Here is a 24,767-nt window from a genome sequence, read left to right as displayed (position 1 = left end):
GTATTATTTAAAATATTTAACGCCTGCCTCAAACAGCTTTTGGTCTTTGTTACCCGGAACGTTAAACGACACGTTCTTACCGATACGTTCGCTGTGTCCCATTTTACCAAGCACTCTGCCGTCAGGACTTGTTATACCCTCAATAGCATATACCGAACCGTTTGGATTCCAGTCAATATCATATGTTGCCTTATCTTCAAGGTTTACATATTGAGTTGCAATCTGTCCGTTTGCCGCAAGTTCCTTAACCTGTTCTTCCGACGCGATAAATCTACCTTCACCGTGTGAAAGTGCGATTGTATGAACATCGCCTGTATTCACATTTGCAAGCCATGGTGACTTGTTTGACGCAATTCTTGTTCTTGCCATACAAGAAACGTGTCTGCCGATTGTGTTAAATGTAAGTGTCGGTGAATTACTGTCAAGGTCACGAATTTCTCCGTAAGGTACAAGACCAAGCTTTATAAGCGCCTGGAAACCGTTACAGATACCAAGCATTAGACCGTCACGGTTTTTAAGCATATTCATAACCGCGTCTTTAACAAGCGGATTTCTGAATGCGGTTGCGATAAATTTACCGCTGCCCTCAGGTTCGTCACCGCCTGAGAAACCGCCCGGAATCATTACGATTTGAGAATTGTTTATTCTCTTTTGCATTTCTTTCATTGAGTAAACAACGTCGTCACCAGTAAGGTTTCTTACAACAAATACATCTGCCACAGCACCTGCGTTTTCAAATGCTCTTGCAGTATCGTATTCGCAGTTTGTACCCGGGAATACAGGAATAAATACTCTCGGTTTTGCAAATTTTTCTGTTGCAACAGTTATATTTCTCTTATCATAGCTGAATGTTTCAGGCTCACTTGTAAAGTGACCTGCTTTTGTAGGGAATACCTTTTCAAGCGGTTTTTTCCATACTTCAGCCGCCTCGCTAAGCGGAATATTTACTCCGCCTACTGTAAATGCGTCAGAGCCTGTTGTACCGACTGTTACGGCACCGTCAATTTCTTCTTCAACTTCAAGTACGATTGAGCCAAGCGGTGCATAGAATAGCATATCATTTGTAAGGTTCTTGTCAAATTCAACACCGATCATATTACCGAATGCCATTTTTGAAACAGTTTCAACAAGACCGAATCCCTTAACAACGCTTGCCGACAATACTTTGCCGTCAAGAATAAGCTGATGAACTGTGTCATACATTTTCTTCAATTCGTCAAACTTAGGTAAATCGTTTTCGTCACGTTTAACTGTGAACATAACAAGCTTTGAGCCTGCTTTCTTGATTTCCTGTGAAATAACCTTATCAGCCTTTACAGGTGCAACGGCGAATGATGTAAGTGTCGGAGGTACGTCAAGGTCGTTGAACGAACCGCTCATTGAGTCCTTACCGCCGATTGCCGCAATACCTAATGCAAGCTGTGTCTTATATGCGCCAAGCAATGAAGCAAAAGGCTTGCCCCAACGCTTAGGATCGGTTCCAAGTCTTTCAAAGTACTCTTGGAATGTAAGATAAATCTTCTTATAATCAGCACCCAACGCAACCGCTTTTGAAACAGATTCAACGATTGCATATGTTGAACCGTGATATTGGCTCCAGCTTGAAAGTTTCGGATTATAGCCGAATGTCATAACGGTTGCCGTATTTGTTTCGCCGCCAAGTACAGGAACTTTTGCAGCCATACCGTCTGACGGAGTAAGCTGATACTTACCGCCGAACGGCATAAGTACACTGTTTGCACCGATTGTTGAGTCAAACTTTTCGCATAGTCCCTTTTGTGAGCATACGTTTAAGTCTGAAAGTGTTTCAAGCCACTTTGCCTTTACGTCAGTAACAACTTCTTGCTTAAAGAAACTGTTTTCAGTATCAGGAAGTACAACTTCAATATCCGTATTCTTTGTTGCACCGTTTGTGTTAAGAAAATCTCTTGAAATATCGCAGATTGTCTTACCTCTCCAGTTCATAACAAGTCTGTTTTCGTCTGTGACATATGCAACCTTTGTTGCCTCAAGATTTTCGTTATTTGAATATTCTATAAACTTATCTGAGTCCTCCGCTCTTACAACAACAGCCATTCTTTCCTGTGATTCGCTGATTGCAAGTTCGGTTCCGTCAAGTCCCTCATACTTTTTAGGAACTTTGTCAAGGTCAATAACAAGTCCGTCCGCAAGCTCACCGATAGCAACCGATACACCGCCCGCACCGAAGTCGTTACATCTCTTTATAAGTGTAGTAACCTTTTCATCTCTGAAAAGTCTTTGAATTTTTCTTTCAACAGGCGGATTACCCTTTTGTACTTCACTTCCGCAAGTAACAACGCTTTCTTCGTTATGCGCCTTTGAAGAGCCTGTTGCACCGCCGATACCGTCACGACCTGTTCTTCCTCCGAGAAGAATTATAACGTCGCCCTTTGACGGCACTTCACGAATAACGTTCTTCTTTGGTGCCGCACCTATAACCGCACCGATTTCCATTCTCTTTGCAACGTAGCCTTCATCATATATTTCCTGAACCTGTCCTGTTGCAAGACCGATTTGGTTACCGTATGAGCTGTAACCTGCCGACGCACCTGTTGTAATCTTTCTCTGCATAAGCTTTCCGGCGTGTGTATCCTTTAGTGATACTCTCGGGTCACCGCTGCCTGTTACACGCATAGCCTGATATACATAACTTCTTCCTGAAAGCGGGTCACGAATAGCACCGCCAAGACAAGTCGCAGCACCGCCGAAAGGCTCGATTTCTGTCGGGTGGTTATGAGTTTCGTTTTTAAACATAATTAGCCATGGCTCGTCCTTGCCGTTTACGTCAACATCAACAACGATTGAACAAGCATTGATTTCTTCCGATTCATCAATTTCTTTTAAAAGACCTTGCTTTTTAAGCTGCTTAACTATGATTGTTGCCATATTCATAAGGCAAGTATCTCTGTCAGGTGCATACAAATCAGCTTTTGCAGCTTTATATTCATCATATGCAGCCTTAATGACATCGGCATATTTGCCGTTATTTATCTTAACATCATTTATCTTAGTGGAAAACGTAGTATGACGGCAGTGGTCAGACCAATATGTATCAATCATACGAAGTTCTGTAATTGTAGGATTACGCTTTTCCGTATCCTTAAAATACTTCTGACAGAATGCAAGGTCGTCCATATCCATTGCAAAGCCCATCTTTGAAAGAAATTCTTCCATTTTGCTCTCGTCCATTTCGGTAAAGCCGTCAACTGTCGCAACGTCATCGGGAACAACTGTTTCCATAACAAGCGAAGTCGGCTTTTCAAGGCTCGCCTCTCTTGCCTCAACAGGGTTTATAACGTAATTTTTAACAGCCTCTGTTTCTTCATCTGAAATATCGCCGATAAGAACATATACCTTTGCACTTCTTACAGTCGGACGTTCCTTTTCCGTAAGAATTGAAATACATTCTTCAGCCGACGCGGCTCTCTGGTCAAACTGTCCCGGCAAAAATTCAACCGCAAACACTTTGCCCTCACTGATTTCAATTTCTTCATCATAAGCATTATCAACAGGAGGTTCTGAGAAAATAAGATTTCTCGCCTTTTGATATTCCTCATCGCTTACGCCCGAAACATCATATCTGTTAATAATTCTGACGTCTTTAAGACCTTTTAAAGAAAGGTTTTCTTTAAGATCGGCAAGTACACCCTTTGCCTCAACGTCAAATCCGTTTTTCTTTTCAACATAAATTCTTCTTACGTTTTCCATGATTTAACTCCTTTATATTAAAACTAAACTCAATATATATTCATTCTATCACAAAATAAAAGATTTATCAACATTAATTGCACAAGATTTTGTGATTGCGCATACAATTTTTATTGCAAATACTTCCGTTATTTTGTATAATAAATTTACATTACTGATTTTGGAGTGATTTTACTTGAAGAAAAAGATTTTTTCCGCATACGATATAATATTTATAATATCGATCATTGCTGTGTTTATATACGCGGTATTCGTATCGCCTGTCCATTCGATTGCGGACCAAGGCGATTTTGAAAGAGTTATGCGTCCGTGCGGACTTGATTTTCCGTCCGACTACTCTTTTTACGATTATGCCGTAAGATTTTTTAATATGAAATTTACGTCGGTCGACTTGTTGTTATATGTGCCAAGACTTCTGTTTTTAGTGCCGACTACGACGTTTATATTCCCTACCGCAACAGCAAGGCTTATATGTCTGCCGTTCGGTGCTTTTGATATGCGAATTTTGGCGGTTATTATGTTTTTGTGGTACGCAACAGTATGCTTTTTTATACAACGCAAATTTAAAATTGAAAATAAGTTTTTGCATTGTATTTTTCTGTTGTTTTTTATCGTTGTATTTTTTAACGGAATTAATTTGACGATTTTAAACAGTCTGTACGGTCAAAGCGTTATGCTTGTATCGTTTGCAACTGTCGTGCTTTTCGGATTGTATATGTTTGAAAATGTACACGATGCTAAAAACAGCGTAATAATATTTTTCACTGTTTCGTCTTGCCTGTTACTCGGTTCAAAATTGCAGTGTGCCGTATTTACACCGTTCCTTATTATCGCTGTATTGTATGTCGGTTTTAAAAGCAACAAGCGAAATTTGTGCATTGTGTGTTCAATCGTTTTACTTTGGCACGGAGTCGGCGGATACGTTATAAACGGCGGTCAGCTTAATTTGGATACGCAGTATAACAGTGTGTTTTACGGTATTTTAAAAGACAGTCCCAATCCGAAACAGGATTTAATCGATATGGGACTTGACGGAGAGATGGCGGCCGACAGCGGTAAGCACGCATACCTTGATAAATCAGAATACAAATATCCGCCGCGAAGTGATATTATGAATGAAAAGTTTCATTCAAAAATGAGTAACGGAAAACTTATAAAATTCTACATCACTCACCCCCTGCGTCTTGTATCTGTTATGGAAACAACCGCACAAAATGCTTTTACAAACAAAATAAACCTCGGTACATTTGAGAAAAAATACGGCTATGCACCGAATACATCCTCATATCGTTTTGATTTATGGGAAAATATCCGTGAGCATTTGCCGAAAACATTGTTCTTTATAATACCGAGTTATGCGGTATTTTTACTGATTGGTATTGTGATGTTGAAAAAGAAAAACAGATATGCCGTTCCGTTTATTTTCGTGATACTTATGGGACTTATTCAGTTCCCTATGCCGTATATCGGCAACGGTGCGGCTGATATTTCAAAACAGCTTTTTCTGTTTAACATATCGTTCGATTTCGGCTTAACCGTGCTGATTTATATGCTGTTTAAAACAGTTTCAAAAAAAATATCAAAAAAAGTTTCAAAAAACAGTTGACAAACCGTATTTCCCGTGCTATAATAACAAAGCAGTCAAGAAATGCGGGAGTGGCTCAGTGGTAGAGCGTCACCTTGCCAAGGTGAACGTCGCGAGTTCGAATCTCGTCTTCCGCTCCATTTAAGCTCCGATTTTATCGGAGCTTTTTTCATATTGTTGATAAAGTGTTCAGAATGTGCAAAATATTATTTTTATATTTTAATTTATATAAATTTATCAAATATACTTTTCAGTAATTCAATATCATCATCTTCCGCACCGGCATAGCCTATGATGATTGAATTGCTTTTTTTATTTTCAGTCATATAATAATCGTCCATATCGTAAAGTTTCACGTAACATTTTAGAGCATACTCTATTATTTCCTTTGCCTTATCCGTTTTAACGACTATATGAAGTCCGACTCTTTCACCGCTTATATCTGCGTTACCGAGCGACTGGATAATCTTATCGCGTCTTTTTTTATAGATATTTTTCACTCTGCTCAAATGTCTTGAATAGTACCCTCCCGAAATAAATTTATTTAACGTATGCTGTTCAAAACGCGGAACGGTTGACGAATATGTACCGAAATGCTTATCGAATTTTTCAAGCAATTTTTTCGGAAGTACCATATACGCAATTCTGATTGACGGCGCAAGAACTCTTGAAAACGTGCTTAAATACACGACTTTATCACTGCTTGCAAGTCCCTGCATTGCGGGAACAGGCTTAATCGAAAAATTAAACTCGCTGTTATAATCGTCCTCAATTATATATCTGTCCTCCCCTTCTTCCGCCCACGAAAGAAGTTCCATTCTGCGCCATACAGGCATTACCGCACCTGTCGGGAATTGGTGTGACGGTGTGACATACACTATATCCGAATCTGTTTGTTTTAAACAATCCGTACAAAGTCCGTTTTCATCTACGTCTATATAATTTATTTTTCTGTTGTTGTTTCTGAGTATTGCCGATATTTTTTTATAACCGGGATTTTCAACAGCAAACACTTTATCTCTGTCAAAAAGTTCTGTAAGGAGCATTGTCAAATACTCAATACCCGCACCGACCACAATCTGCATAGGCGAACATTTTACTCCGCGAAATTCGTGCAAATATTTTGCAATACTCTCTCTCAATTCATAATCGCCCTTTACATTTCCGGAATTAAGGTACTCCGGTGTTGAGTACATAACCTCCTTTGAAAGCTTTATCCAAGTCGAATACGGAAACGAATTTATATCGACTTTATTTGTCTTAAAATCCGCCTTATATGCCGTTATACTCTCTTGTTCTTCTTCATATTCAAAGTTTCTGTCACCAACGGGAATATCAACCTTGCAAACATAAAAACCGCTCCTTGCAACTGCTCTTAAATACCCCTCCTGTACCAAAATCGAATATGCTGTTTCAACGGTATTTACGCTTATTCCGAGATATTTTGCCAACGCTTTTTTTGACGGCATACGCTCATTTTCTTTAATATTTTTATTTTTTATTTCATCTGCGACATACGAATAAAGCTGTTCGTAAAGCGGTTTTTTTGACGCTTTATCGGCTGTAAAAATAAAGTTAAACATAATCTGACCCCATAAAAAACTTGTATTTTGGCACTTTTAATAGTGTCAATCGGTGGTATAATTATAACCAATCCCAGTGAAAAAGTCAACAGACGGCTGATTTATTTAAGCCGAGCAGAAAGGAATGTTAATAACTATGTCAACACAAATGGAACTAAACAGAAACCTTGCCCAAATGCTAAAGGGCGGAGTAATTATGGACGTAACAACACCTGAACAAGCAAAAATTGCCGAGGAGGCAGGCGCTTGTGCTGTAATGGCTCTTGAACGTATCCCTGCCGATATTCGTGCCGCAGGCGGTGTGTCGAGAATGAGCGACCCTAAAATGATTAAGGGGATTCAAGACGCAGTTTCAATCCCTGTTATGGCGAAGTGCCGTATCGGTCACTTTGCAGAGGCAAGAATTTTGCAAGCAATCAAAATTGACTACATAGACGAAAGCGAAGTGCTTTCACCTGCCGACGACAAGTACCACATCAACAAGAACGATTTTAAAGTACCTTTCGTATGCGGTGCTAAGGATTTGGGTGAGGCGCTAAGACGTATAAACGAAGGTGCGGCTATGATAAGAACAAAGGGCGAACCGGGTACAGGTGACGTTGTTCAGGCAGTACGTCATATGAGAATGATGATGTCTGAAATCAGACGTATTCAAAATATGTCAGAAGACGAACTTTATGAGGCTGCAAAGCAACTTCAAGTGCCTTACAACCTTGTTGAATATGTTCACGAAAACGGTAAATTGCCTGTTGTAAACTTTGCCGCAGGCGGTGTTGCAACACCTGCCGACGCCGCACTTATGATGCATCTCGGTGCAGAGGGTGTATTCGTAGGCTCGGGTATATTCAAGTCAGGCAACCCTGCAAAGAGAGCGTCTGCCATTGTTCAAGCCGTTACAAATTACACTGACGACAAACTTCTTGCAGAGCTTTCAGAGGACCTTGGCGAAGCAATGGTCGGCATAAACGAAAACGAAATTGCACTACTTATGGCGGAGCGTGGTAAATAATGAAAATCGGTATACTTGCACTTCAAGGTGCATTTATTGAACACAAACATTCGCTTGACGCACTTGGTGTGGAATCATTTGAAATACGTCAAAAAAAAGACATTGAAAAACCGTTTGACGGTCTTATTATCCCGGGCGGAGAAAGTACGGTAATCGGCAAACTTCTTCACAAACTCGATTTATATGAGCCGATTAAAAATATGATTGAAAACGGTATGCCTGTTTTCGGTACTTGTGCCGGACTTATCGTTCTTGCGAAAAATATTGAGGGCGAACAGGCGCACATAGGCACTATGGATATTACCGTAAGACGCAACGCATACGGCAAGCAAATCGACAGTTTTTCCGAAGAAGTCGTTATCCCCGAAGTATCGGATAAACCGTTTCCGCTTGTATTTATCCGTGCGCCGTGGATTGACAGTGTCGGCGATAACGTAAAAATTTTGTGTAAGCTGAACGGTCATATAGTTGCCGCAAGAGAAAACAATATGCTTGTAACTTCGTTCCACCCCGAACTTACAAAAAATCTTGATTTTCACAAATATTTCATAAATATGATAAAATAGCAAAAATCCCGATGACATAATTCATCGGGATTTTTATAATACTAATACTGCTCCAAACTAAATTTGAGCAGAAAGGTTTTGATGTTATGAAAAGAAAATATCCGAATCACGTTATTTTCCGTAACAGTAATTTTGACTTTGACGTATGCAATGCCATATCCGCAACTGACTGCACCGGGCTTATTCCGTGGGCACCGAACAGCGAAGAGCAGCTTGACTCTTATGACGAAATTATAAACTACTCACCCGAAAGTGCAAACATATACAACTACGACAAATAGCAGACAAACATTTTATAATCGTCTTCTCCGACCGAATACTCTTTAAAGCAATACGTTTTACCGTCATATCTGATTGTATCGGAAAGCACCGAAAAGCTGTCCAGCGGAATTGTAAGTCCGGTACCGATTGCCTTGACAAAGCTTTCTTTCTTTGTCCACACCTCAAAAAACGCATTGTTTTTATCGGCTGAACAATTTATATATTCGGTTTCTTCCGCCGTAAAAAATCGTTTTGCCAAATTCATATCACATTCTCGCAAGTGCTGTATGTCAATGCCAACATCTTTGTTATGTACGGCACATACCGCATATCCGCCGGAATGTGATAGATTTACATACAAATCCTTGTTTTGCGTTAAGTAAAGTTTTCCGCCGTTTTCTGTGTCCCACTTTACCGTTTTTTTTATATCACCGTTTACCGCATAATTTAGCAGCAGTTCCGCACCTATTGACTGTGATTTTTTATTTGTCTTTTTTAACCTATTGACTTTTTCAATTCGTTTTTGCGACAAATACTTAAACCATTTTTCATCATCGGCATTTATGCTTTTGACGTTCATATAATATACTTTCATATTTTAAGACTTCCCAAAACTTCGCCTATCGGCTCGCTTATAACAAGATCGGCATTTTTATCGGCAGAAGTGGCGGCTTTATTGATAATAACAAGTTTACTGCCTTTGAAGTAATTTATAAACCCTGCCGCAGGATATACGTTAAGCGATGTACCTCCGATTATAAGTACGTCCGCATTACTGATATACTGCACCGATTTTGTGATTGTATCGTCATTTAACATTTCTTCGTACAGCACAACATCAGGCTTGATTATACCCCCACATTCGCATTTCGGCACGCCCTTGCTGTTTTCAATATAATCAATATCGTACGATTTTCCGCAATCCATACAGTAGTTTCTAAGAGTCGAACCGTGAAGTTCAAGCACGTTTTTACTGCCTGCCATTTGATGAAGTCCGTCTATGTTCTGTGTTATAACCGCTTTTAACTTTCCTTTTTCTTCAAGTTTTGCAAGTGCAATATGTGCCTTGTTCGGCTTAACACCTTTTACAATCAGCTTGTCACGATAAAATTTGTAAAATTCCTCCGTATTATTCATAAAAAACGTATGACTTAAAATTGTTTCCGGCGGATAATCGTATTTCATATTATAAAGTCCGTCAACACTTCTGAAATCCGGTATACCGCTTTCTGTTGACACACCTGCACCGCCGAAAAATACAATATTGTCACTTGAATCAATTATCTCTTGTAAAGTCATTGCAATCATCTCCTAAAACATGCTCTCAGTTTATATCGCCTATCTCATACATTGTCATTGCCAAAACCGCCTCACCGGCTGTTTCCGTACGCAGTATTCTCTTACCGAGCGTTACTGTATCTATACCGCTTGAATGAAGTTTTTCGGTTTCGCTTAAATCAAAACCGCCCTCCGGACCTATGACAAATCCCACCGACTTAACGTCACTTTTTGAGGTCAAAATTTCTTTCAGTGTTTTCTGTTCTTCACATTCGTACGGCACAAAGAACAAATCAAATTCTTTTGATTTTTCAATCACTTCATTGACAGTCATAAATTCAGACACTGTCGGAACAATACCCCTTCCCGACTGTTTCGCCGCCGATTCGGCAATCTTTTGCCAACGGTCGATTTTCTTTTTCTCGTCCTTTTTATTGTCTATTTTCACAACACATCTTGAAAGTTTCACAGGCACAATTTCAGAAATGCCAAGCTCAGTTGTTTTCTGAATGATGTACTCCATTTTGGACGCTTTTGGAAGTGCCTGAAAAAGTGTAACCTTTATATTCGGCTCTGTTTCGCTCTTTTGTCTTGATATGATATTCAAAAGAATTTTCTTCGGCTCTATCGTATCAATTTGAGCGTCATAATCCGTTCCCTGTCCGTCACACACCGTAACGTTATCGCCTTTTTCAAGACGAAGTACCCTTGAAATATGCGTTACGTCCTCGCTGTCTATTATAATTTGATTATCTGATATTTTATCTTGTGTTACAAAAAATTTAGGCATTTTCAAAAATCCTTTCAAAATTTCTATGACTTATTTTCTCTGCTTGTTCTTCAGTATAACCCCTTGCAAGCAGTCTGTCAAATATTTTATACATATCTTCAACACCGCTTATACCTTCGGGCAGACAGTCAACACCGTCAAAATCCGCACCGATACCGATATTATCCTCACCGCCAAGCTCCATAAAATGCTCAATATGATTTACAATATCGTCAATACCGCATTTATCTCTGTTCGTTAAAAACGGCGGATAAAAATTCACTCCGACGCAACCGCCGCTGTTTTTAATAATTTTAAATTGTTCGTCTGTTAAATTTCTTTTATGGGGACATATAAAGTCCGAACAAGAATGTGTTGCGACAATCGGCATTTTTGTTACCTTTGCAATATCGTAAAATGACTTTCTGTTAAGGTGTGAAACGTCTATAAGCATACCGATTTTATTCATTTCCGCCACAACCGTTTTTCCGAAATCGGTCAATCCTCTGTTTTCGTCACTTTCCAACGCACCCGAAGCAATATGGTTTGAATAGTTCCATGTTAGTGCCGCGATTTTTACGCCGAGCCTGTGATAATTGCGAAGTGCCGAAAGTGAATATATCCCCTCTCCGCCCTCAAGGCTTAAAACAGCTTTAACATTCTGCGGTAGATTTTGCGTGTGCGTGTGGAATGTATCTGTTAAATTCATTGTTCGCTCCGCACCGCACGTCTTATATATCGGATCTATAAAGCAAGCAAAAACTTGCGTATAGCTTTTATATTCCGACATTCTTTTTAAATCAACATGACAGTCATTTTCATTAAGGCTTTTACCGTCATCACGCACGCAACACAATGTATCGCAATGTGTGTCAAATACGGAATAGTTGTTTTTAGTGTCCCTATTCATTTTAGTGTCCCCTTATTAAAAAGCATTTTCAATATGATTAACTTTAACAAGAAATAATTCTCCGTTTTTCTCCTCATAAAATACTTCTATCACATCAAATCGCATATCGGTATTTTCCACATCTGCATAAACCATTGCGGCTTTTTTCACCCGTTCCTGCTTTTTGCGGTCAACATATTCGCTCGGCTCACCGAATAAATTACTCTTTCTCGTCTTTACTTCCACAAAAACAAGTCCGCCGTCCTTTGCGGCGATAATATCAATTTCGCCGAATTTCAAACGGTAATTTCTTTCAAGGATTAAGTAATCCATTTCAACAAGATAATCCTCTGCCGCCTTTTCTCCGAAATCTCCTATTTCCTTTGTCGTCATAATCATTCTCCCAATAATTTTCTTAAAAATGTTCTTCTGTGTATCGGACACGGACCGTATTTTAAAATAGCCTCATTGTGTGCCTTTGTGCCGTAACCCTTATGCTTTTCAAAGCCGTACTCGGGATACTTTTCCGCCATTTGACATATAAATCTGTCACGGCTCACTTTTGCCAAAATAGACGCCGCCGCTATTGAAATACTCTTACTGTCACCCTTTACAACCGTTTCGTGCGGTATTTCCATTCCGCTTATTCTGTTACCGTCTATAAGCACAAAATCGGGTGCAGTGCTTAGTCCGTTTACCGCACCGTTCATTGCCTCGTACGTTGCGTTTAAAATATTTATTTCGTCAATTCGTTTTTCGTCCACACTGAATATATTATATGCGATTGCCTTTTCGGTTATTTCTTCAAACAATTCTTCTCTCTTTTTTTCGGAAAGTTTTTTTGAATCATTTATTCCTTTGATTATAATGTCATTCGGAAGTATAACCGCCGCCGCATATACAGGGCCGGCAAGCGGACCTCTTCCTGCCTCGTCAACTCCCGCAACAACCGTATATCCGTTATCGCGGCAATTATGTTCATACTCATACATCGCCTTTACGCGTGCAATTTCTTCTTCCTCTGTAAGTTTCTTTCTCGGCATATTTTTTCTCCTGATTTCTATTTACCTCTACCAATTTAATATTAAATGTGTTATACTGATATTAAATACACGGAGGTGATTTTTTATGTTGTATCAAAGGGAAATTAACGATCCCGTTTTAATACAATTTATTATTCTTTATACATTAAATCAAGCAAAAGATTATGTTCCGTACAATAATCTTATAAACCTTGTTCTTGATAATTGTAACATTAATTTTCAAGATTTTCAAGTCGCACTTGATAATCTCGAACATACACATCACGTTAAAACCTTTCTTGAAAGTGAACACAACGAAAAATATAAAATAACAAAAAAAGGTATGAATGCAAGTGACCTTTACACTCCAAACATACCTGTTTACATAAAAGAACCTATTGATAATTCTATCAATGAGCTTTTCAATACCGAAAAAGTCCGTAATTCCGTACGCAGTAAGATTACCCGTATACGCAAAAACGAATACAGCGTCGAATGTGAGCTTTACGACGATGACGACACCAACCTTTTAAAGCTTTCACTATATGCCGGCTCGCGTGAAGAGGCAGAACGTATGGCTGTGTATTTCAAGAATGAGCCGAATATCGTTTACGAAACAATTCTTACTGCTTTTAACGAGGAATTACATCATATTAGCGAAGATTGACGCTGATATGACAGTCATAAGTCCTGCAACCGCAACCGAAAGGCTGCTCATTGCGCCCTCGATTTCACCGATTTCAAGAGCCTTTGTTGTACCGATTGCGTGGGACGCAGTTCCTATCGCAAGACCTTTTGCAACAGGCTCTTTTATTCTGAAAATTTTCAAAACCGCCTCAGCGATTATATTGCCGAGTACTCCTGTTATGATAATTACCGCAACGGTTATTGTCTGTATTCCGCCGAGTTCTTCACTCACGCCCATTCCTATTGCCGTTGTGATTGATTTCGGCAAAAGCGTTACATACTGTTCATGCGTAAGTCCGAAAAAATACGACATCAAAAGTATACTTCCCATACTTGCCAAAACTCCCGCAAGTATGCCTATAAACACTTCCTTTGCGTGTTCTTTAAGCACGGATATTTGACGGTATAGCGGTATTGCAAGGCAGACCGTTGCAGGTGTTAAAAGATAGCTTATATACTTTGCACCGCTGTTATACGTTTCATAATCAATGTGAAATATCTTTATAACCGCGATTACAAAGATTATTGATACAAGCAACGGATTTAAAACCGAAATTTTCTTTCTTAAAAATATTCCTATCAAATATCCCACAACGCTGATTACCGCACCGAAGAATATGCTGTCTGTCATTATATTATTCATCTTTTTTGCCCTCTTTCTTCTTGCCTGTTTTCATAATCAATTCAGTCGCTTTGCCCGTAACCGCCATAACCACGATTGTCGATATGATTGTTATAACGACAACCGGCAACATCATATCTTTCAAATCGCCCCAAGCAGTTACAAGTCCGACGCCGCCCGGAATAAACATAAGCGGCATTATTTCAATAAGAAAGTCCGAAGTTCTTTCAACGTGTTCAAGCTTTACAACCTTTGTACACAAAAGTATAAGCATTATTATAAGTCCGTATATGCTCGCAGGTACGGGAATAGGTATAAAATAATGCAACAATTCTCCGACAAATGTAACAACCAATATTATAAATAATTGATAAATGTATTTCATAAAAATTCACTCCTACCGTGTTCAAATAAAAAAGGAATACTTCATCAGCATCCCCTTTGGTTTACATCATCATACGTTATTATGTCGTTTATATCACGAATAGCCTCAAGGTATTCTCTGCACGCTTTCTTTGCACAATCAAGATTAAGTGTTTTATAATTTCCGCACTCAATCTCACTCGCTCCGAAAACTTTGCCGTCGTGTTTAATTGTCTTTGCCAAAATATCTTTTACCGTTTCAAGAACTTTTTCTTTCGGAACCACATCGCGTACAAGCAAGTAAAAACCTGTTTGACAGCCCATAGGACCGAAATATAACACTTCATTCTTTATATCAGAATTTCTTACGAACGTTGCAAGCATATGCTCGATCGTGTGCATTGTCACATTATCAAGCACCGTTCCGCTGTTCGGTTTACAAAAACGTAAATCGTATGTCACTATATCAACATCAACTCTTGATACATAAATTCCCACACCGAGTTTTCTGTGGTCAACTTGAAAGCTCTTTATTTTATTCACTGTAATTTTCCTCCGTTTATGCTGTTTAAAAGTTCAAGTATAATCTTGATTGAATTTGCCGCCGCCATTTTGGCAAATTCGGGATAATCCATATGTGAATCGTCATTTGCGCCGTCCGATATTGCACGAAGTACGCCGAAAGGCACACCGTTCATATAACAAACGTGTCCGATACTTGCACCCTCCATTTCAGCGGCAATAGCACCGAAATTATCTTTTATTCTATCTCTTTGTTCCTGTTTGCTGATGAATTGGTCGCCCGAAGCAATAACACCTCTTTTTGATGTTATTGTGCCTACCTTGCTTACTGCCTGCTCCATTAAATCGGCAAGCTTTTTGTCACAAGGTATATTGACAAGATTAATACCGGAAATCAAGCCGACAGGGTCACCTATCGGTGATGTGTCCATATCGTGTTCAACAACGCTGTCCGCAACGGCTATGTCGCCGATTTTAAATTCGTCCGAAAGTCCTCCGGCAACACCTACATTTATCATAATGTCAGGCGAATACTTAAGTATCATAGTCTGTGCACAAACCGCCGCATTTACCTTGCCGACTCCCGCAACAGCAACAACCGTTTCCACGCCGTTAATATTGCCTTTATAAAAATCAATGGTGCTGATTGTTTCCACCACTGCATTGTCCATAAGTCCTTTTAATGCCTGAACCTCAAGGTCCATTGCACCTATTATTCCAACAAGCATATATGTTCCTCCTAACTTTCTATCTATTATATAACTAATAAAATTGCCTGTCAATTTATGTTCTGTACAAATAATTACTCTTTTTTGCTTTATCCTTTGACATTCGGCAAAAAAAGTTGTATAATGATATGACGTTAGGAGAGATTATATGGATTTTGTAGCTATTGACTTTGAAACCGCCACATCAAATTATACAAGCGTATGCAGTCTTGGCATATGTGTGGTGGAAAACAACAAGATAACTGACAGAAAAGAAATTCTTATTAAACCCGAACCGTTTGAGTTTAATGATTATAATATAAAAATTCACGGAATTACACCCGATATGGTTGTGAACAAACCTACACTTGCGGATTATTGGGCTAAGTTAAAGCCGTACCTTGACCACAAAACAGTTATTGCACATAATGCAAGTTTTGATGTCGGTGCACTTTGTGCGACTTTGGAGCATTTTAATATACCGTTCCCGACTTTTGATTATTTGTGTACGGTAAAATTGTCGCAAAAAGCATATCCCGAACTTCCGAGTCATAAATTAAATAATCTTTGTGACGCACTCGGTATTCATTTTCATCATCACCGTGCTTATGATGACGCATATGCCTGTGCCGCGGTTATGGTTAGAATACTTGAAGATTACAGTCTTTTGAACCTTGATGAGGTTGAGGAATGTTTTGAAATGGAAATCGGCCACCTTACTCCCGATACTCATTTGAAGTGTAAAAAGAATAAGAAGAAACAAAAGAAAAATTCAAAGAAAGCCGTCAATGAATGACGGCTTTTTTGATGTTAAATTGTTGTTAGCCACCCCTCAGTCGTTTCACGACAGCTCCCCTCAAGGGGCGCCTTAAAAGCCTCTCCTTAAGGATAGGTGGCACGAAGTGACGGAATGGCGGCAAAAAGGACGTCGTGGTGCCGTCCCTTATGAAGTGAATGCGATTTTCGGGCGACCGATGATCACCCCTACAACACCACACAAAAAAAGGGCGACCGATGATCGCCCCTACGAACAATGTTTGCCCCGTTTTTTGGAACTCAATGCACTGTCCCATACGAAGTGAATGCTGTTATAATCTACCATACAAGCAACTTTCTCTGCTCCCTTATTTCAATTCTTTAATTTTAAATTCACCGTTTTCGTATATCATATATGTATGCGGATTACCGCCTTTCGGGATTGAAACAGAACCGGGATTTAAGTATGTAAAATCGCCCATATCATCATTTGCCAGGATATGTGTATGACCGTTCACAAGGTAATCTCCTTTTTTTATCGGAGGCAAATTATTCGGATTGTATTTGTGTCCGTGAGTCAAATACAAGGTCTTTCCGTCAACGAATATAACCGCATAATCGGCAAGTACGGGAAATTCAAGCACCATTTGGTCTACTTCCGTATCGCAGTTACCTCTTACGCAAAGTATCTCGTTTTTAATGCCGTTTAAAAGTTCAATAACCTTTTTCGGTGCGTAATCTTTTGGCAAATCGTTTCTTGGTCCGTGATAGAGTATATCGCCGAGCAAAATCAACTTTTCTGCTTTTTCTTCTCTGTATGCCTCAACTGTTTTTTGAGCATAGTAGTACGAACCGTGTATATCTGACGCAAACATTAACTTCATAATTCATTTCTCCTAATCATGTAATTTTATCGGATCAAATCCCAAGTAATCGCCCGAAACAAGTTTATATTCAATTCCGTTTATTGTCCCCTCAACCGCGTTTCTGTGAGCCGCCGCATGAAGATGACCATAGATACACTTTGTTACAGGGTACTTTTTCATCATTTGTACAAATTCATTTTCCTTAAGCGAAACAGGCATTGGCGGATAGTGCGTGAACACATATATTTCATTACATTCCTTTACGCTGTTTAGTGACAATTCAAGTCTTAAAACTTCCCTGTCAAAAATCTTTCTGTCCTCACCGCCGAAATTATCCCAACCCGGATTTATCCAACCGCGAGTACCGCAAATTGCAACGTCCTCATACATAAACGAATTATTCTGTAAAAATTCTATATCATCAAAGCCATGCTCTGCGGTAAACTCACGCAATTTATTCATTGTCGTCCACCAATAATCATGATTGCCTTTAAGCAAAATCTTTTTACCGTTCAATTTATGCAAATATTCAAAATCTTTAACACTCTGTTCAAGATACGTTGCCCACGAAAAATCGCCCGGCAAAACAACAACATCATTTTTCTTTACGACCGACTGCCAATTATCCGCCAGACGTTCAACGTAATTTTCCCAAGCCTTACCGAATATATCCATCGGCTTGTCTATCCCGAGCGGAAGGTGTAAATCCGCAATAGTATATAATGCCATACATTTTCTCCTTAAAATTTATGATTATTATTATACCTCAATTTTTTAAATAAATCAAGAAAAAAGGCACTCCGTAGGAGTACCTCTTTTCGTGTCGTGTTGTATTATTCTGCAACAGTTTTTACAACTGTGTGAACACCGTTTATGTTACCCGACAGCTTAATCTGCATTCCTGCCTCATAAGCCGGAATTGTCAATGCGTTATCGGCAATATCTGTCGCTGTAATCTGTGTAAAGTATAGAATATCTTCACTCTTTACATCTGTTTCGTCAGCATCTTTCTTCAGTGCCAGAACAACAACTTTTGCACCTGTATCGAATGCAGGAATGTTTGCAACATTTACCGATGTACCGTTCTTAGCCGCTGTCATATTTTCATCAACTGCTGTTTCTCCATCTGATGACAACTTTGTAAGAACAAATGCGTTGAACTTATCATTCACCTTATCAAATGTATCCGGTAAATCCAAAGACATTGTTACCTTATTTGCACCGATTGTAAGTTGATCGCCGTATGCTTTCTTTAATGCGATTGATGTAAGTGCGCCGAGATTATTATATGTTGCCGCAACGAATGTAACTTCATCACTGTAGTTAAAGTTCTTTGTAACATCAATTCTCTTAAACTTAGTCATATCTTCATCTTCAAAACCAAACTTATTGATTTCAAATATATCCGAAGACTTAATTGTAAGTTTCTTGCTGTCATTCATACCGCCGCTTGTTGATGACACTCTTACATATACATCTTGAGCGTCTGCCATTGCGTCAATGCTAATCTTACCTGACGCGTCAATAGTAATCTTGTCACTGCCCAAAGGATACTTGTTCTCTGCGTCATAAATATCATACTTAATCAAGTTTGAATTTAGGTAAGGGAATTCAATACCCTTTCTTGACGCCTTTGTTGATGCCTGTGCGCTGCCGCCTGCAAGAACTGTCTGTGCATCAACTGACAATGTCAGCTTATCAGGAGCTACGTTAAAGCTCATTACGTTATCTACGCAAGTACCTGCACTGATGTTGATATGATTTGCAGAGCTATCTGCAAGATTACGAAGCGCACAAGTCAAGATGTACGGCGTGCCTTCCGCACCTGTTTGAGGATTTACTCTCTTACCGTTTTCGTCATACTTATAAACTGTCATTACTGCATAAGCATTTGCGTTACCCGTTGAACACATAACCTGTACATTGTACCAAGAATCCTTATCAACAGTCATTGATCCGACTGTCTTGTTACTTGCACCAAGTGCATTCAATGTTGTGCCGGAACTTGAAAGCTGTAAGCCAAGCTTACCCTTATCGTTACTGAATACTGTCCAGCCGGCACCGTCCTTTGCGAACTTCATATCAGCCGAGTAAATAACGTCTGCTGATGTATTTGCAGGAAATCCTACAAAATCATAAGCGGCTGTTACATTGTAATAAGCCGAACCGTCCCATGAACCTTCTTCAAGAGTTACACCTGAAACGTATTCTTCACAAGCGTTTGATGAAACGTATGTATCTGTATACTTATCTTCATTACCTGTGTTCATATTTGCAGGAAGTATCTGTACTTTAACAGTACCTTGAACACTGCCCGACTTATTTGTACCTCTTACTGTGATTGTTTGAGGTACGGCGTCTTCTGTAACGCTTAGTACGCCATCATTTGTGATTGTGATATTTTTGTTGTTTAATGCTCTCAGATTTGCCTCGTTGCAAACAATGTACTTCAAGTCACCGTCACCCGGTGTTACTGTAGCACCGTCAAGTGATGCAACTGCTGTAATCTGTGTATTTTCACCTACTCTTACTGTTGCTTTATCAGCTGATAGAGTAAGTGTATCGTATGTATCTGTTGATGTGTCCACTGCGTCTACATCAATAGTCTTTGACGCATATACGCCGTTTGCCGCTGTTGCACGAACTGTAATCTTTTGCTTTGACGCATTTGCACCGATTGTAAGCAATCCGCTTTCTGAAATTGTTATGTTTTCATCGTTCAGAACTGCGTCATTTGCCTCGTTATATACTGCCCATGTTACAGCAGGAGCTGTGATGTATTGGTCAAGTCTTGTTGCACCGTAAGTGAACAACATTGTTTCACCGGCTTTGATTGTATCGCTTGAACTGTCAAGTGAAATTGTATCTGCGCCAAGATTGTACAGTGCTATATTATCAACACTTGTATTTGCAAGTATGTTTAGATGTGACACACCGTTTCCGTTAGATGCTGCCATATTTCTAAGAGGCATACCCGTAACCTTTTGTACAAAAGTCTTTGTACCGTCTGAACTGTACTTCCATACATACATATCAACATTTGCGTCAGATGCACTGTAACGTCCTACAAGTGCGATATGATACCATGTATTTGTATCTGCACCAATCTTTGTATCTGTATAATCCTTGCCGCCTCTTTGCATTTGAATTGTACCGTTTCTGAATACAACCGCACCTGCAACTTTCTTATCACCTTTATCTTCCGGTGTAAATCCTGCGCCGTCTGCGTCAAATCTTACGTCAAGTGAAATCATTACGTCAGCCTTTGTATTGGCAGGATATGCACATTCACTTTCAAGACAATATTCACCGTACTTATTATTGCCGTATGAACCTGTCTTGATATACTTTGTTCCGTCAGGAGCACCATTTTCGATTGTTGCGGCTACAACTTTATCACCCGTGATTGATGTAAGTGTACTTGATTCACCATCCGTTGACGCTGCCAAAGTATCAAGTGTTTGAGGTGTACCTACTGTTGAATCGTCCGCAAACAATCCCACAATGCCGTCCACGATTGAATTCTTAACACTTGACAGGCTCAAAAGTGCATTATCGCCGTCATCTTCTTTGCTGAACAATGCTGTTGTGTCTGCTTTTTCGCTTTCGCCGATTACAACCGGTTTGCAAATCGGTGTAGCCATATCGCTTTTCCATAGCATAACCTTCATATTGTCTGTTGTTACAAAGCTTGATGATACAGGATAATCATTATACGCACCGCTCTTATCAAGTGTAACTTTCTTTGTATCAATGCTCTTTAGAGTTTTATCTGCGTTATAGCTTGCGAAAATCAAGTTTGCATTTTCAATAGCGTCTACAGCCGTAACTCTTGCTGTGCCGTTAGCATATTCAAGAACTGCATTTGGAGCATTTTCTGCGTTGTATATTACGTTAGCAGTCTTTGTATTTGTGTTCATATTGTAACTTACACCGTCAAGGTAGCCAAGTACAGCACCTATATCCGATACAAGTTCACCGTCTTTATACTCAATCTGAGCATTTAACAGGTTCTTGTCAACACCCTTGTTTACAAACAAAGTTGTTGAACCGTTTTGAATATCAATTTGTGTGTAACCGTCTTTCAAACCGCCTGTGATTGAAACAATCGGCAAGCTGCCGTCTGTGTATGACGGAACGTCACCCTCTGTTTGAATTGTGTATTCAATATTCGGATTGACTTTCTTTAAAGCCTCCAAAGTCTTGATTGCGTCACACAATACGCCTGTTGTTGTATCAGGTCTGTACGGTGATTTTGTATATCCTGTTATTGCTGTGCCGTTAAGCTTCATTTCATACTTATCAACGTCTTCGTCAGGGTCGATTGTGTATGTATTGCCGTCATCTGAGAAATCAGCAGTTGCACTGCTGCCAAGCGTCTTTAGTGACGGAACTGTTTGTTGAATTACCTGTGCAACGTCGCCTTGTGCAAATGAACGTTGCATTTTTGTTGTCAAACCGCCTGTCATTTCAAGGTCATCTGTTGAGTTGATTGTAGCCGTTACAGGCGCTTGACCTTCAAGAGATGCTGATAGAGTAATTGCACCTGCATTTCTTGTTGAACGAACAAATATTCTGTTTGTACCACATTCTGCATAGCAGTAATCAGTGTTGTTTGTTGTAATCTTGTCGCCTACACCGCTGTTGTAACCGCCAAGAAGAACACCTTCACCGTTTAATGAAAGATTAATCTTGTCATATGCAAGCGGACAAGTGTTTCCGTCTTTATCTACTACTGCAACGTCAAAGTATGCAATATCACTGCCGTCTGCGATAAGTCCGTCAGGGCCTGCAACAGGAGTAATCTTCAATGTTGTTGCCTCGCCTGTTGTTGAGATATAGTCTTCTGCAACAACTTCATCTCTTGCGTCATATGCAACAGCCTTAACTGTACCCGATTCTGTTACATCAATACCTGAAAATGAATATATAAATGTGCTGTCAGGCTTTGTTGATGTACCCTTTAGCTTATCATTAACGTAAAGTTCAACCTTTGAAAGACCTGCCGAACCGATAACGTAAACTGTCTTGTTCTTAGGATCACGTTTGCCGTATTCGCCTGTTTCTTCCCAATATGTACCGTTGTACGACTTTAGCGGATAGTTGTATGTATCGTCGCTAAGCTGCGGATAATTCCAGTGACCTACGATATGCAATTTAGGTGTCGTTGACTGAATTGTCTGCATTGTATAGAATACGTCTTTCTTTATTCTTACAGGGTCAACCTTACCTGATGTACGGCAGTTTTCAGTACCTGTGTTTCTGTTGTGCATATTTGAGTCTGACCATACCATCATAGCCGCAGCCGAATAATAATCATTACCTGTTGAGCCGCCTACACGGTCTGAATAAAATTCGTTATATGCTCTTGCGTCTACCAATGAGAAATCTTCCGATGTAAGGTCGTGTATATCGTAACCGTCCGTCTTTGACGCACCTGAACCAAGCCACTTGTTTCTGTAATCATAGTCCGGTGGTGAGAAGTCATCCCATACACGTCTTGGGGCCTCTTCACGGGCATATTCTGTTTCCATAATAGGAACGTACTTCTTTATAGCCGCCATAGATGCCTTTGCATTGCTTGCATGTCTGTTAAGCATTGTGCCGACATAATCAGCCGCTTGAATTTGGTCTGTTGATGAAATTGTACGGCAACCGCAGAATCTTTCACCGTTAGGGTCAAGATTATTCTTTAGGTCTGTCATTTCCTGTTGGTGCGCCGCTGTAACTGCGTTGTTACCTGTTTCCCAGAAAATTACCGATGGCGAGTTTCTGAAATAAATCATTGCGTCACGCATTGCCTCAACACGCTGATCCCATGATCTTCCGTCAACGTCAGCCTCTTTATCACCTGCCGGACACGCCGATACTACACCGTACTTATCACCCGAACGAATTTGTGACGGCTTCGGCGCAACGTGCATCCAACGGATAAAGTTTGAATTTGATTCCTTTATCCATTGCATATCAAGGTCTTGCAACCAATCGTTTGCCACACCGATTACAGCCCACTCATTTGTTGAACGCTGTGCGTAACCTGTAAGCCATACAGGCTGGTCGTTAATCTTCAGACCGCCGTCGTTAATATCATATTCAACCTTACGAAAACCTGTTGTTGTCTTTTGAACATCAAGTACGTTTCCTTCGCTGTCCTTTAGGACTGTATATACGTCATATAAGTTCGGAGAATCAGGACTCCAAAACTTCATATCTTCACATTTTGCACTTGCAACAATTTTTGTTACGTCAACAGTTTCTGTGCTTGTCGGTTCAGGACTATCGGCATAAGCGTCGTCAGGTACTGTTGTCATAAAGTGAGAATCTGCACCTGTATCTTTTGCTGTCTTAACTGATGTTGCGTCGCTTTCAAATGAATATCTCAAATAAGGTTGCTTTGTATGGTCTGCGTCAGCGTCTGTTGAGTCCTTGTTAGGATCAACCATTTCAACGACATTTACTTCCAAAGTAACGTCCTTATCCGTATCTTCATTTCTTACTTCGCCCTCAACTGTGATTGTTGCCGACTTTCCTCTTATATCAAAGTCTGTCGCATAAATATAGTTACCTTTTGTTTTAAGATTATTGTATAGCGGCAAAGTCTGATAAGTCTTACCCTTTGCGTAAAGAATTACGTCACCTGTGATACCGCCTTGAACTTCGTTGAAGTCTTTTGTGTTCCATTGATAACCGTTACCGTCTGCCGCACCCGGTTCACTGCCCGGTTTTGTTTCTTTTGTTACCTTTGTTGTGTCAGACTGACCTCTGTCAGCCGCGTTATCTGTCGCAACTGCTATAAGGTTGTCTTGACCCGGTTTAACATAGTCTGTAATATCAAAGCCTGTTGCCGCGATACCTGCCTCATAGTAACCGACCATTTCGCCGTTTACATATAGGTAAACAGAGTTTCTTACCGCCTCAAATTCAAGGAAAAATTTCTTTCCCGCATCTGATTCAGGGATTGTTATATGCTTTCTGTAAAACATAAAACCTCTGTAAAGTCCTGCCTCACCGGCATCGTAACAAGCACCGTCAAATGAATCTTCCGCATTTATCGGATGCGGTACACTGACCGTATCCCAATCGCTGTCATCATAATCTGCATCGTAAAAGTTCTTTCCGTCTTTTGCAACGCTTGCCGATGCCTTAGCAAGCGGATATTCACTTCCGTCTGCCGCTTTTTTGAACTTCCAGTCGACGTTCATATTATATGTAACCGCCGGACTTTCCGGTTCTTCGTATACAGCAGAAGTCAGTTCTTCGTCTGCAAAAACCGGAACTACCGCTAATGACAACATCATCTGTAATGCCAACAGCAGTGAACAAAAATACTTATTTTTTTTCTTCATTTTTCATTTCCTCCTCTTTTATATGCTTTAATGATTGATTTAATTATATCAAATTTTAAACATTAAAGAATTGCATATCTTGTTTTAAATATTGCAAAAATTGCTTTTCTTTGTGATAACTGTATAGCTTGTATATTTTAATATTGATTTTTTGTGCATTTTTACATGCAAAAAGAGCAGTAACCCTAGATTACTGCTCTTTAAATA

Annotated in this window: 21 protein-coding genes and 1 tRNA gene; 7 read left to right on the top strand and 15 right to left on the bottom strand. The window is 39.8% G+C overall.

Annotated features, from left to right (window positions below; genetic code table 11):
- Positions 1–3: 3 nt before the first annotated feature.
- Entirely contained in the window at positions 4–3,729 is a 3,726-nt protein-coding gene (locus ACSAMO_RS11990) for a phosphoribosylformylglycinamidine synthase (protein ID WP_499209391.1), read from the bottom strand.
- 175 nt (positions 3,730–3,904) lie between these two features.
- Here ACSAMO_RS11990 and wsfD point away from each other — a divergent pair, with 175 nt between their 5' ends.
- Together wsfD and ACSAMO_RS11980 are read left to right on the top strand one after the other, a co-directional pair.
- On the top strand, positions 3,905–5,335 hold the full coding sequence (gene wsfD / locus ACSAMO_RS11985; protein WP_499209390.1) for a glycan biosynthesis hexose transferase WsfD: 1,431 nt from the start codon (positions 3,905–3,907) through the stop codon (positions 5,333–5,335).
- Positions 5,336–5,379: 44 nt separating this feature from the next.
- Positions 5,380–5,454 (top strand) — tRNA-Gly (locus ACSAMO_RS11980).
- Positions 5,455–5,538: 84 nt separating this feature from the next.
- Here ACSAMO_RS11980 and pdxR read toward each other — a convergent pair.
- The gene (pdxR, locus tag ACSAMO_RS11975; RefSeq protein ID WP_499209389.1) at positions 5,539–6,897 is read right to left on the bottom strand and encodes a MocR-like pyridoxine biosynthesis transcription factor PdxR; all 1,359 of its coding nucleotides are present in this window, start codon (positions 6,895–6,897) and stop codon (positions 5,539–5,541) included.
- A gap of 136 nt (positions 6,898–7,033) precedes the next feature.
- Here pdxR and pdxS point away from each other — a divergent pair, with 136 nt between their 5' ends.
- From pdxS to ACSAMO_RS11960, 3 genes are all read left to right on the top strand, one after another.
- The gene (gene pdxS, locus ACSAMO_RS11970) at positions 7,034–7,906 is read left to right on the top strand and encodes a pyridoxal 5'-phosphate synthase lyase subunit PdxS (RefSeq protein WP_022229529.1); all 873 of its coding nucleotides are present in this window, start codon (positions 7,034–7,036) and stop codon (positions 7,904–7,906) included.
- Positions 7,906–8,472: a pyridoxal 5'-phosphate synthase glutaminase subunit PdxT gene (gene pdxT, locus ACSAMO_RS11965; RefSeq protein WP_412275725.1), complete on the top strand. Its 567-nt coding sequence runs from the start codon at positions 7,906–7,908 to the stop codon at positions 8,470–8,472. The genes pdxS and pdxT overlap by 1 nt, the downstream gene beginning before the upstream one ends.
- Before the next feature lie 86 nt (positions 8,473–8,558).
- Positions 8,559–8,753, top strand: coding sequence for a hypothetical protein (locus tag ACSAMO_RS11960; protein ID WP_412613953.1), 195 nt, complete (start codon positions 8,559–8,561; stop codon positions 8,751–8,753).
- Here ACSAMO_RS11960 and ACSAMO_RS11955 read toward each other — a convergent pair.
- The 6 genes from ACSAMO_RS11955 to rnhB are packed head-to-tail and all read right to left on the bottom strand — an operon-like array spanning position 8,741 to position 12,712.
- Positions 8,741–9,328: a 4'-phosphopantetheinyl transferase family protein gene (locus ACSAMO_RS11955; RefSeq protein ID WP_412613954.1), complete on the bottom strand. Its 588-nt coding sequence runs from the start codon at positions 9,326–9,328 to the stop codon at positions 8,741–8,743. The two genes, ACSAMO_RS11960 and ACSAMO_RS11955, sit on opposite strands and share 13 nt — an antisense overlap.
- The gene (locus tag ACSAMO_RS11950) at positions 9,325–10,032 is read right to left on the bottom strand and encodes an NAD-dependent protein deacylase (RefSeq protein ID WP_412275732.1); all 708 of its coding nucleotides are present in this window, start codon (positions 10,030–10,032) and stop codon (positions 9,325–9,327) included. Before ACSAMO_RS11950 ends, ACSAMO_RS11955 begins: the two co-directional genes overlap by 4 nt.
- Positions 10,033–10,057: 25 nt before the next feature.
- The gene (locus tag ACSAMO_RS11945) at positions 10,058–10,801 is read right to left on the bottom strand and encodes a 16S rRNA (uracil(1498)-N(3))-methyltransferase (protein WP_412294335.1); all 744 of its coding nucleotides are present in this window, start codon (positions 10,799–10,801) and stop codon (positions 10,058–10,060) included.
- On the bottom strand, positions 10,794–11,690 hold the full coding sequence (locus ACSAMO_RS11940; RefSeq protein WP_412613955.1) for a dipeptidase: 897 nt from the start codon (positions 11,688–11,690) through the stop codon (positions 10,794–10,796). Before ACSAMO_RS11940 ends, ACSAMO_RS11945 begins: the two co-directional genes overlap by 8 nt.
- Before the next feature lie 15 nt (positions 11,691–11,705).
- Positions 11,706–12,062: a YraN family protein gene (locus ACSAMO_RS11935; RefSeq protein WP_117965449.1), complete on the bottom strand. Its 357-nt coding sequence runs from the start codon at positions 12,060–12,062 to the stop codon at positions 11,706–11,708.
- A gap of 2 nt (positions 12,063–12,064) precedes the next feature.
- Positions 12,065–12,712, bottom strand: coding sequence for a ribonuclease HII (rnhB, locus tag ACSAMO_RS11930; RefSeq protein ID WP_022228935.1), 648 nt, complete (start codon positions 12,710–12,712; stop codon positions 12,065–12,067).
- Between the two features lie 85 nt (positions 12,713–12,797).
- Between rnhB and ACSAMO_RS11925 the strand changes: the two genes are divergently transcribed.
- Positions 12,798–13,358: a DUF4364 family protein gene (locus ACSAMO_RS11925; RefSeq protein ID WP_118445778.1), complete on the top strand. Its 561-nt coding sequence runs from the start codon at positions 12,798–12,800 to the stop codon at positions 13,356–13,358.
- Here ACSAMO_RS11925 and ACSAMO_RS11920 read toward each other — a convergent pair.
- From ACSAMO_RS11920 to ACSAMO_RS11905, 4 genes are read right to left on the bottom strand one after another with little or no spacing between them, the layout of a single operon-like run.
- Positions 13,335–14,021, bottom strand: a complete 687-nt coding sequence (locus ACSAMO_RS11920; RefSeq protein ID WP_308455744.1) for an LrgB family protein — start codon at positions 14,019–14,021, stop codon at positions 13,335–13,337. The two genes, ACSAMO_RS11925 and ACSAMO_RS11920, sit on opposite strands and share 24 nt — an antisense overlap.
- Entirely contained in the window at positions 14,014–14,385 is a 372-nt protein-coding gene (locus tag ACSAMO_RS11915) for a CidA/LrgA family protein (RefSeq protein WP_022228938.1), read from the bottom strand. The genes ACSAMO_RS11920 and ACSAMO_RS11915 overlap by 8 nt, the downstream gene beginning before the upstream one ends.
- Positions 14,386–14,429: 44 nt before the next feature.
- Positions 14,430–14,906: an S-ribosylhomocysteine lyase gene (locus ACSAMO_RS11910; RefSeq protein WP_499209388.1), complete on the bottom strand. Its 477-nt coding sequence runs from the start codon at positions 14,904–14,906 to the stop codon at positions 14,430–14,432.
- The gene (locus ACSAMO_RS11905) at positions 14,903–15,613 is read right to left on the bottom strand and encodes a 5'-methylthioadenosine/adenosylhomocysteine nucleosidase (protein WP_118445775.1); all 711 of its coding nucleotides are present in this window, start codon (positions 15,611–15,613) and stop codon (positions 14,903–14,905) included. Before ACSAMO_RS11905 ends, ACSAMO_RS11910 begins: the two co-directional genes overlap by 4 nt.
- A 148-nt stretch (positions 15,614–15,761) precedes the next feature.
- On the opposite strand from ACSAMO_RS11905, the gene ACSAMO_RS11900 reads away from it, so the two are divergent.
- The gene (locus ACSAMO_RS11900) at positions 15,762–16,388 is read left to right on the top strand and encodes a 3'-5' exonuclease (protein WP_337600640.1); all 627 of its coding nucleotides are present in this window, start codon (positions 15,762–15,764) and stop codon (positions 16,386–16,388) included.
- Between the two features lie 328 nt (positions 16,389–16,716).
- Here ACSAMO_RS11900 and yfcE read toward each other — a convergent pair whose 3' ends face one another.
- The 3 genes from yfcE to ACSAMO_RS11885 all read right to left on the bottom strand — a co-directional run bounded on the left by yfcE (position 16,717) and on the right by ACSAMO_RS11885 (position 24,560).
- Positions 16,717–17,232, bottom strand: coding sequence for a phosphodiesterase (gene yfcE, locus ACSAMO_RS11895; RefSeq protein ID WP_412320903.1), 516 nt, complete (start codon positions 17,230–17,232; stop codon positions 16,717–16,719).
- A gap of 12 nt (positions 17,233–17,244) precedes the next feature.
- Positions 17,245–17,943 (bottom strand): metallophosphoesterase, encoded by a 699-nt coding sequence (locus ACSAMO_RS11890; protein ID WP_412320905.1) that lies wholly within the window; start codon positions 17,941–17,943, stop codon positions 17,245–17,247.
- Between the two features lie 104 nt (positions 17,944–18,047).
- Entirely contained in the window at positions 18,048–24,560 is a 6,513-nt protein-coding gene (locus ACSAMO_RS11885; RefSeq protein ID WP_499209387.1) for a glycoside hydrolase family 2 protein, read from the bottom strand.
- Positions 24,561–24,767 lie beyond the last annotated feature (207 nt).

Source organism: Ructibacterium sp. SJQ-7, from assembly GCF_054696575.1.
Note: the sequence above shows the minus strand (reverse complement) of the source record. Positions and strands in the feature narration are given on the sequence as shown.

Coding starts and splice junctions, on each gene's coding strand:
- ACSAMO_RS11990 (WP_499209391.1), bottom strand. CDS start 3,729: ATGGAAAACGTAAGAAGAATTTATGTTGAAAAGAAAAACGGATTTGAC.
- pdxR (WP_499209389.1), bottom strand. CDS start 6,897: ATGTTTAACTTTATTTTTACAGCCGATAAAGCGTCAAAAAAACCGCTT.
- pdxS (WP_022229529.1), top strand. CDS start 7,034: ATGTCAACACAAATGGAACTAAACAGAAACCTTGCCCAAATGCTAAAG.
- pdxT (WP_412275725.1), top strand. CDS start 7,906: ATGAAAATCGGTATACTTGCACTTCAAGGTGCATTTATTGAACACAAA.
- ACSAMO_RS11960 (WP_412613953.1), top strand. CDS start 8,559: ATGAAAAGAAAATATCCGAATCACGTTATTTTCCGTAACAGTAATTTT.
- ACSAMO_RS11955 (WP_412613954.1), bottom strand. CDS start 9,328: ATGAAAGTATATTATATGAACGTCAAAAGCATAAATGCCGATGATGAA.
- ACSAMO_RS11950 (WP_412275732.1), bottom strand. CDS start 10,032: ATGACTTTACAAGAGATAATTGATTCAAGTGACAATATTGTATTTTTC.
- ACSAMO_RS11945 (WP_412294335.1), bottom strand. CDS start 10,801: ATGCCTAAATTTTTTGTAACACAAGATAAAATATCAGATAATCAAATT.
- ACSAMO_RS11940 (WP_412613955.1), bottom strand. CDS start 11,690: ATGAATAGGGACACTAAAAACAACTATTCCGTATTTGACACACATTGC.
- ACSAMO_RS11935 (WP_117965449.1), bottom strand. CDS start 12,062: ATGACGACAAAGGAAATAGGAGATTTCGGAGAAAAGGCGGCAGAGGAT.
- rnhB (WP_022228935.1), bottom strand. CDS start 12,712: ATGCCGAGAAAGAAACTTACAGAGGAAGAAGAAATTGCACGCGTAAAG.
- ACSAMO_RS11925 (WP_118445778.1), top strand. CDS start 12,798: ATGTTGTATCAAAGGGAAATTAACGATCCCGTTTTAATACAATTTATT.
- ACSAMO_RS11920 (WP_308455744.1), bottom strand. CDS start 14,021: ATGAATAATATAATGACAGACAGCATATTCTTCGGTGCGGTAATCAGC.
- ACSAMO_RS11915 (WP_022228938.1), bottom strand. CDS start 14,385: ATGAAATACATTTATCAATTATTTATAATATTGGTTGTTACATTTGTC.
- ACSAMO_RS11905 (WP_118445775.1), bottom strand. CDS start 15,613: ATGCTTGTTGGAATAATAGGTGCAATGGACCTTGAGGTTCAGGCATTA.
- ACSAMO_RS11900 (WP_337600640.1), top strand. CDS start 15,762: ATGGATTTTGTAGCTATTGACTTTGAAACCGCCACATCAAATTATACA.
- yfcE (WP_412320903.1), bottom strand. CDS start 17,232: ATGAAGTTAATGTTTGCGTCAGATATACACGGTTCGTACTACTATGCT.
- ACSAMO_RS11890 (WP_412320905.1), bottom strand. CDS start 17,943: ATGGCATTATATACTATTGCGGATTTACACCTTCCGCTCGGGATAGAC.
- ACSAMO_RS11885 (WP_499209387.1), bottom strand. CDS start 24,560: ATGAAGAAAAAAAATAAGTATTTTTGTTCACTGCTGTTGGCATTACAG.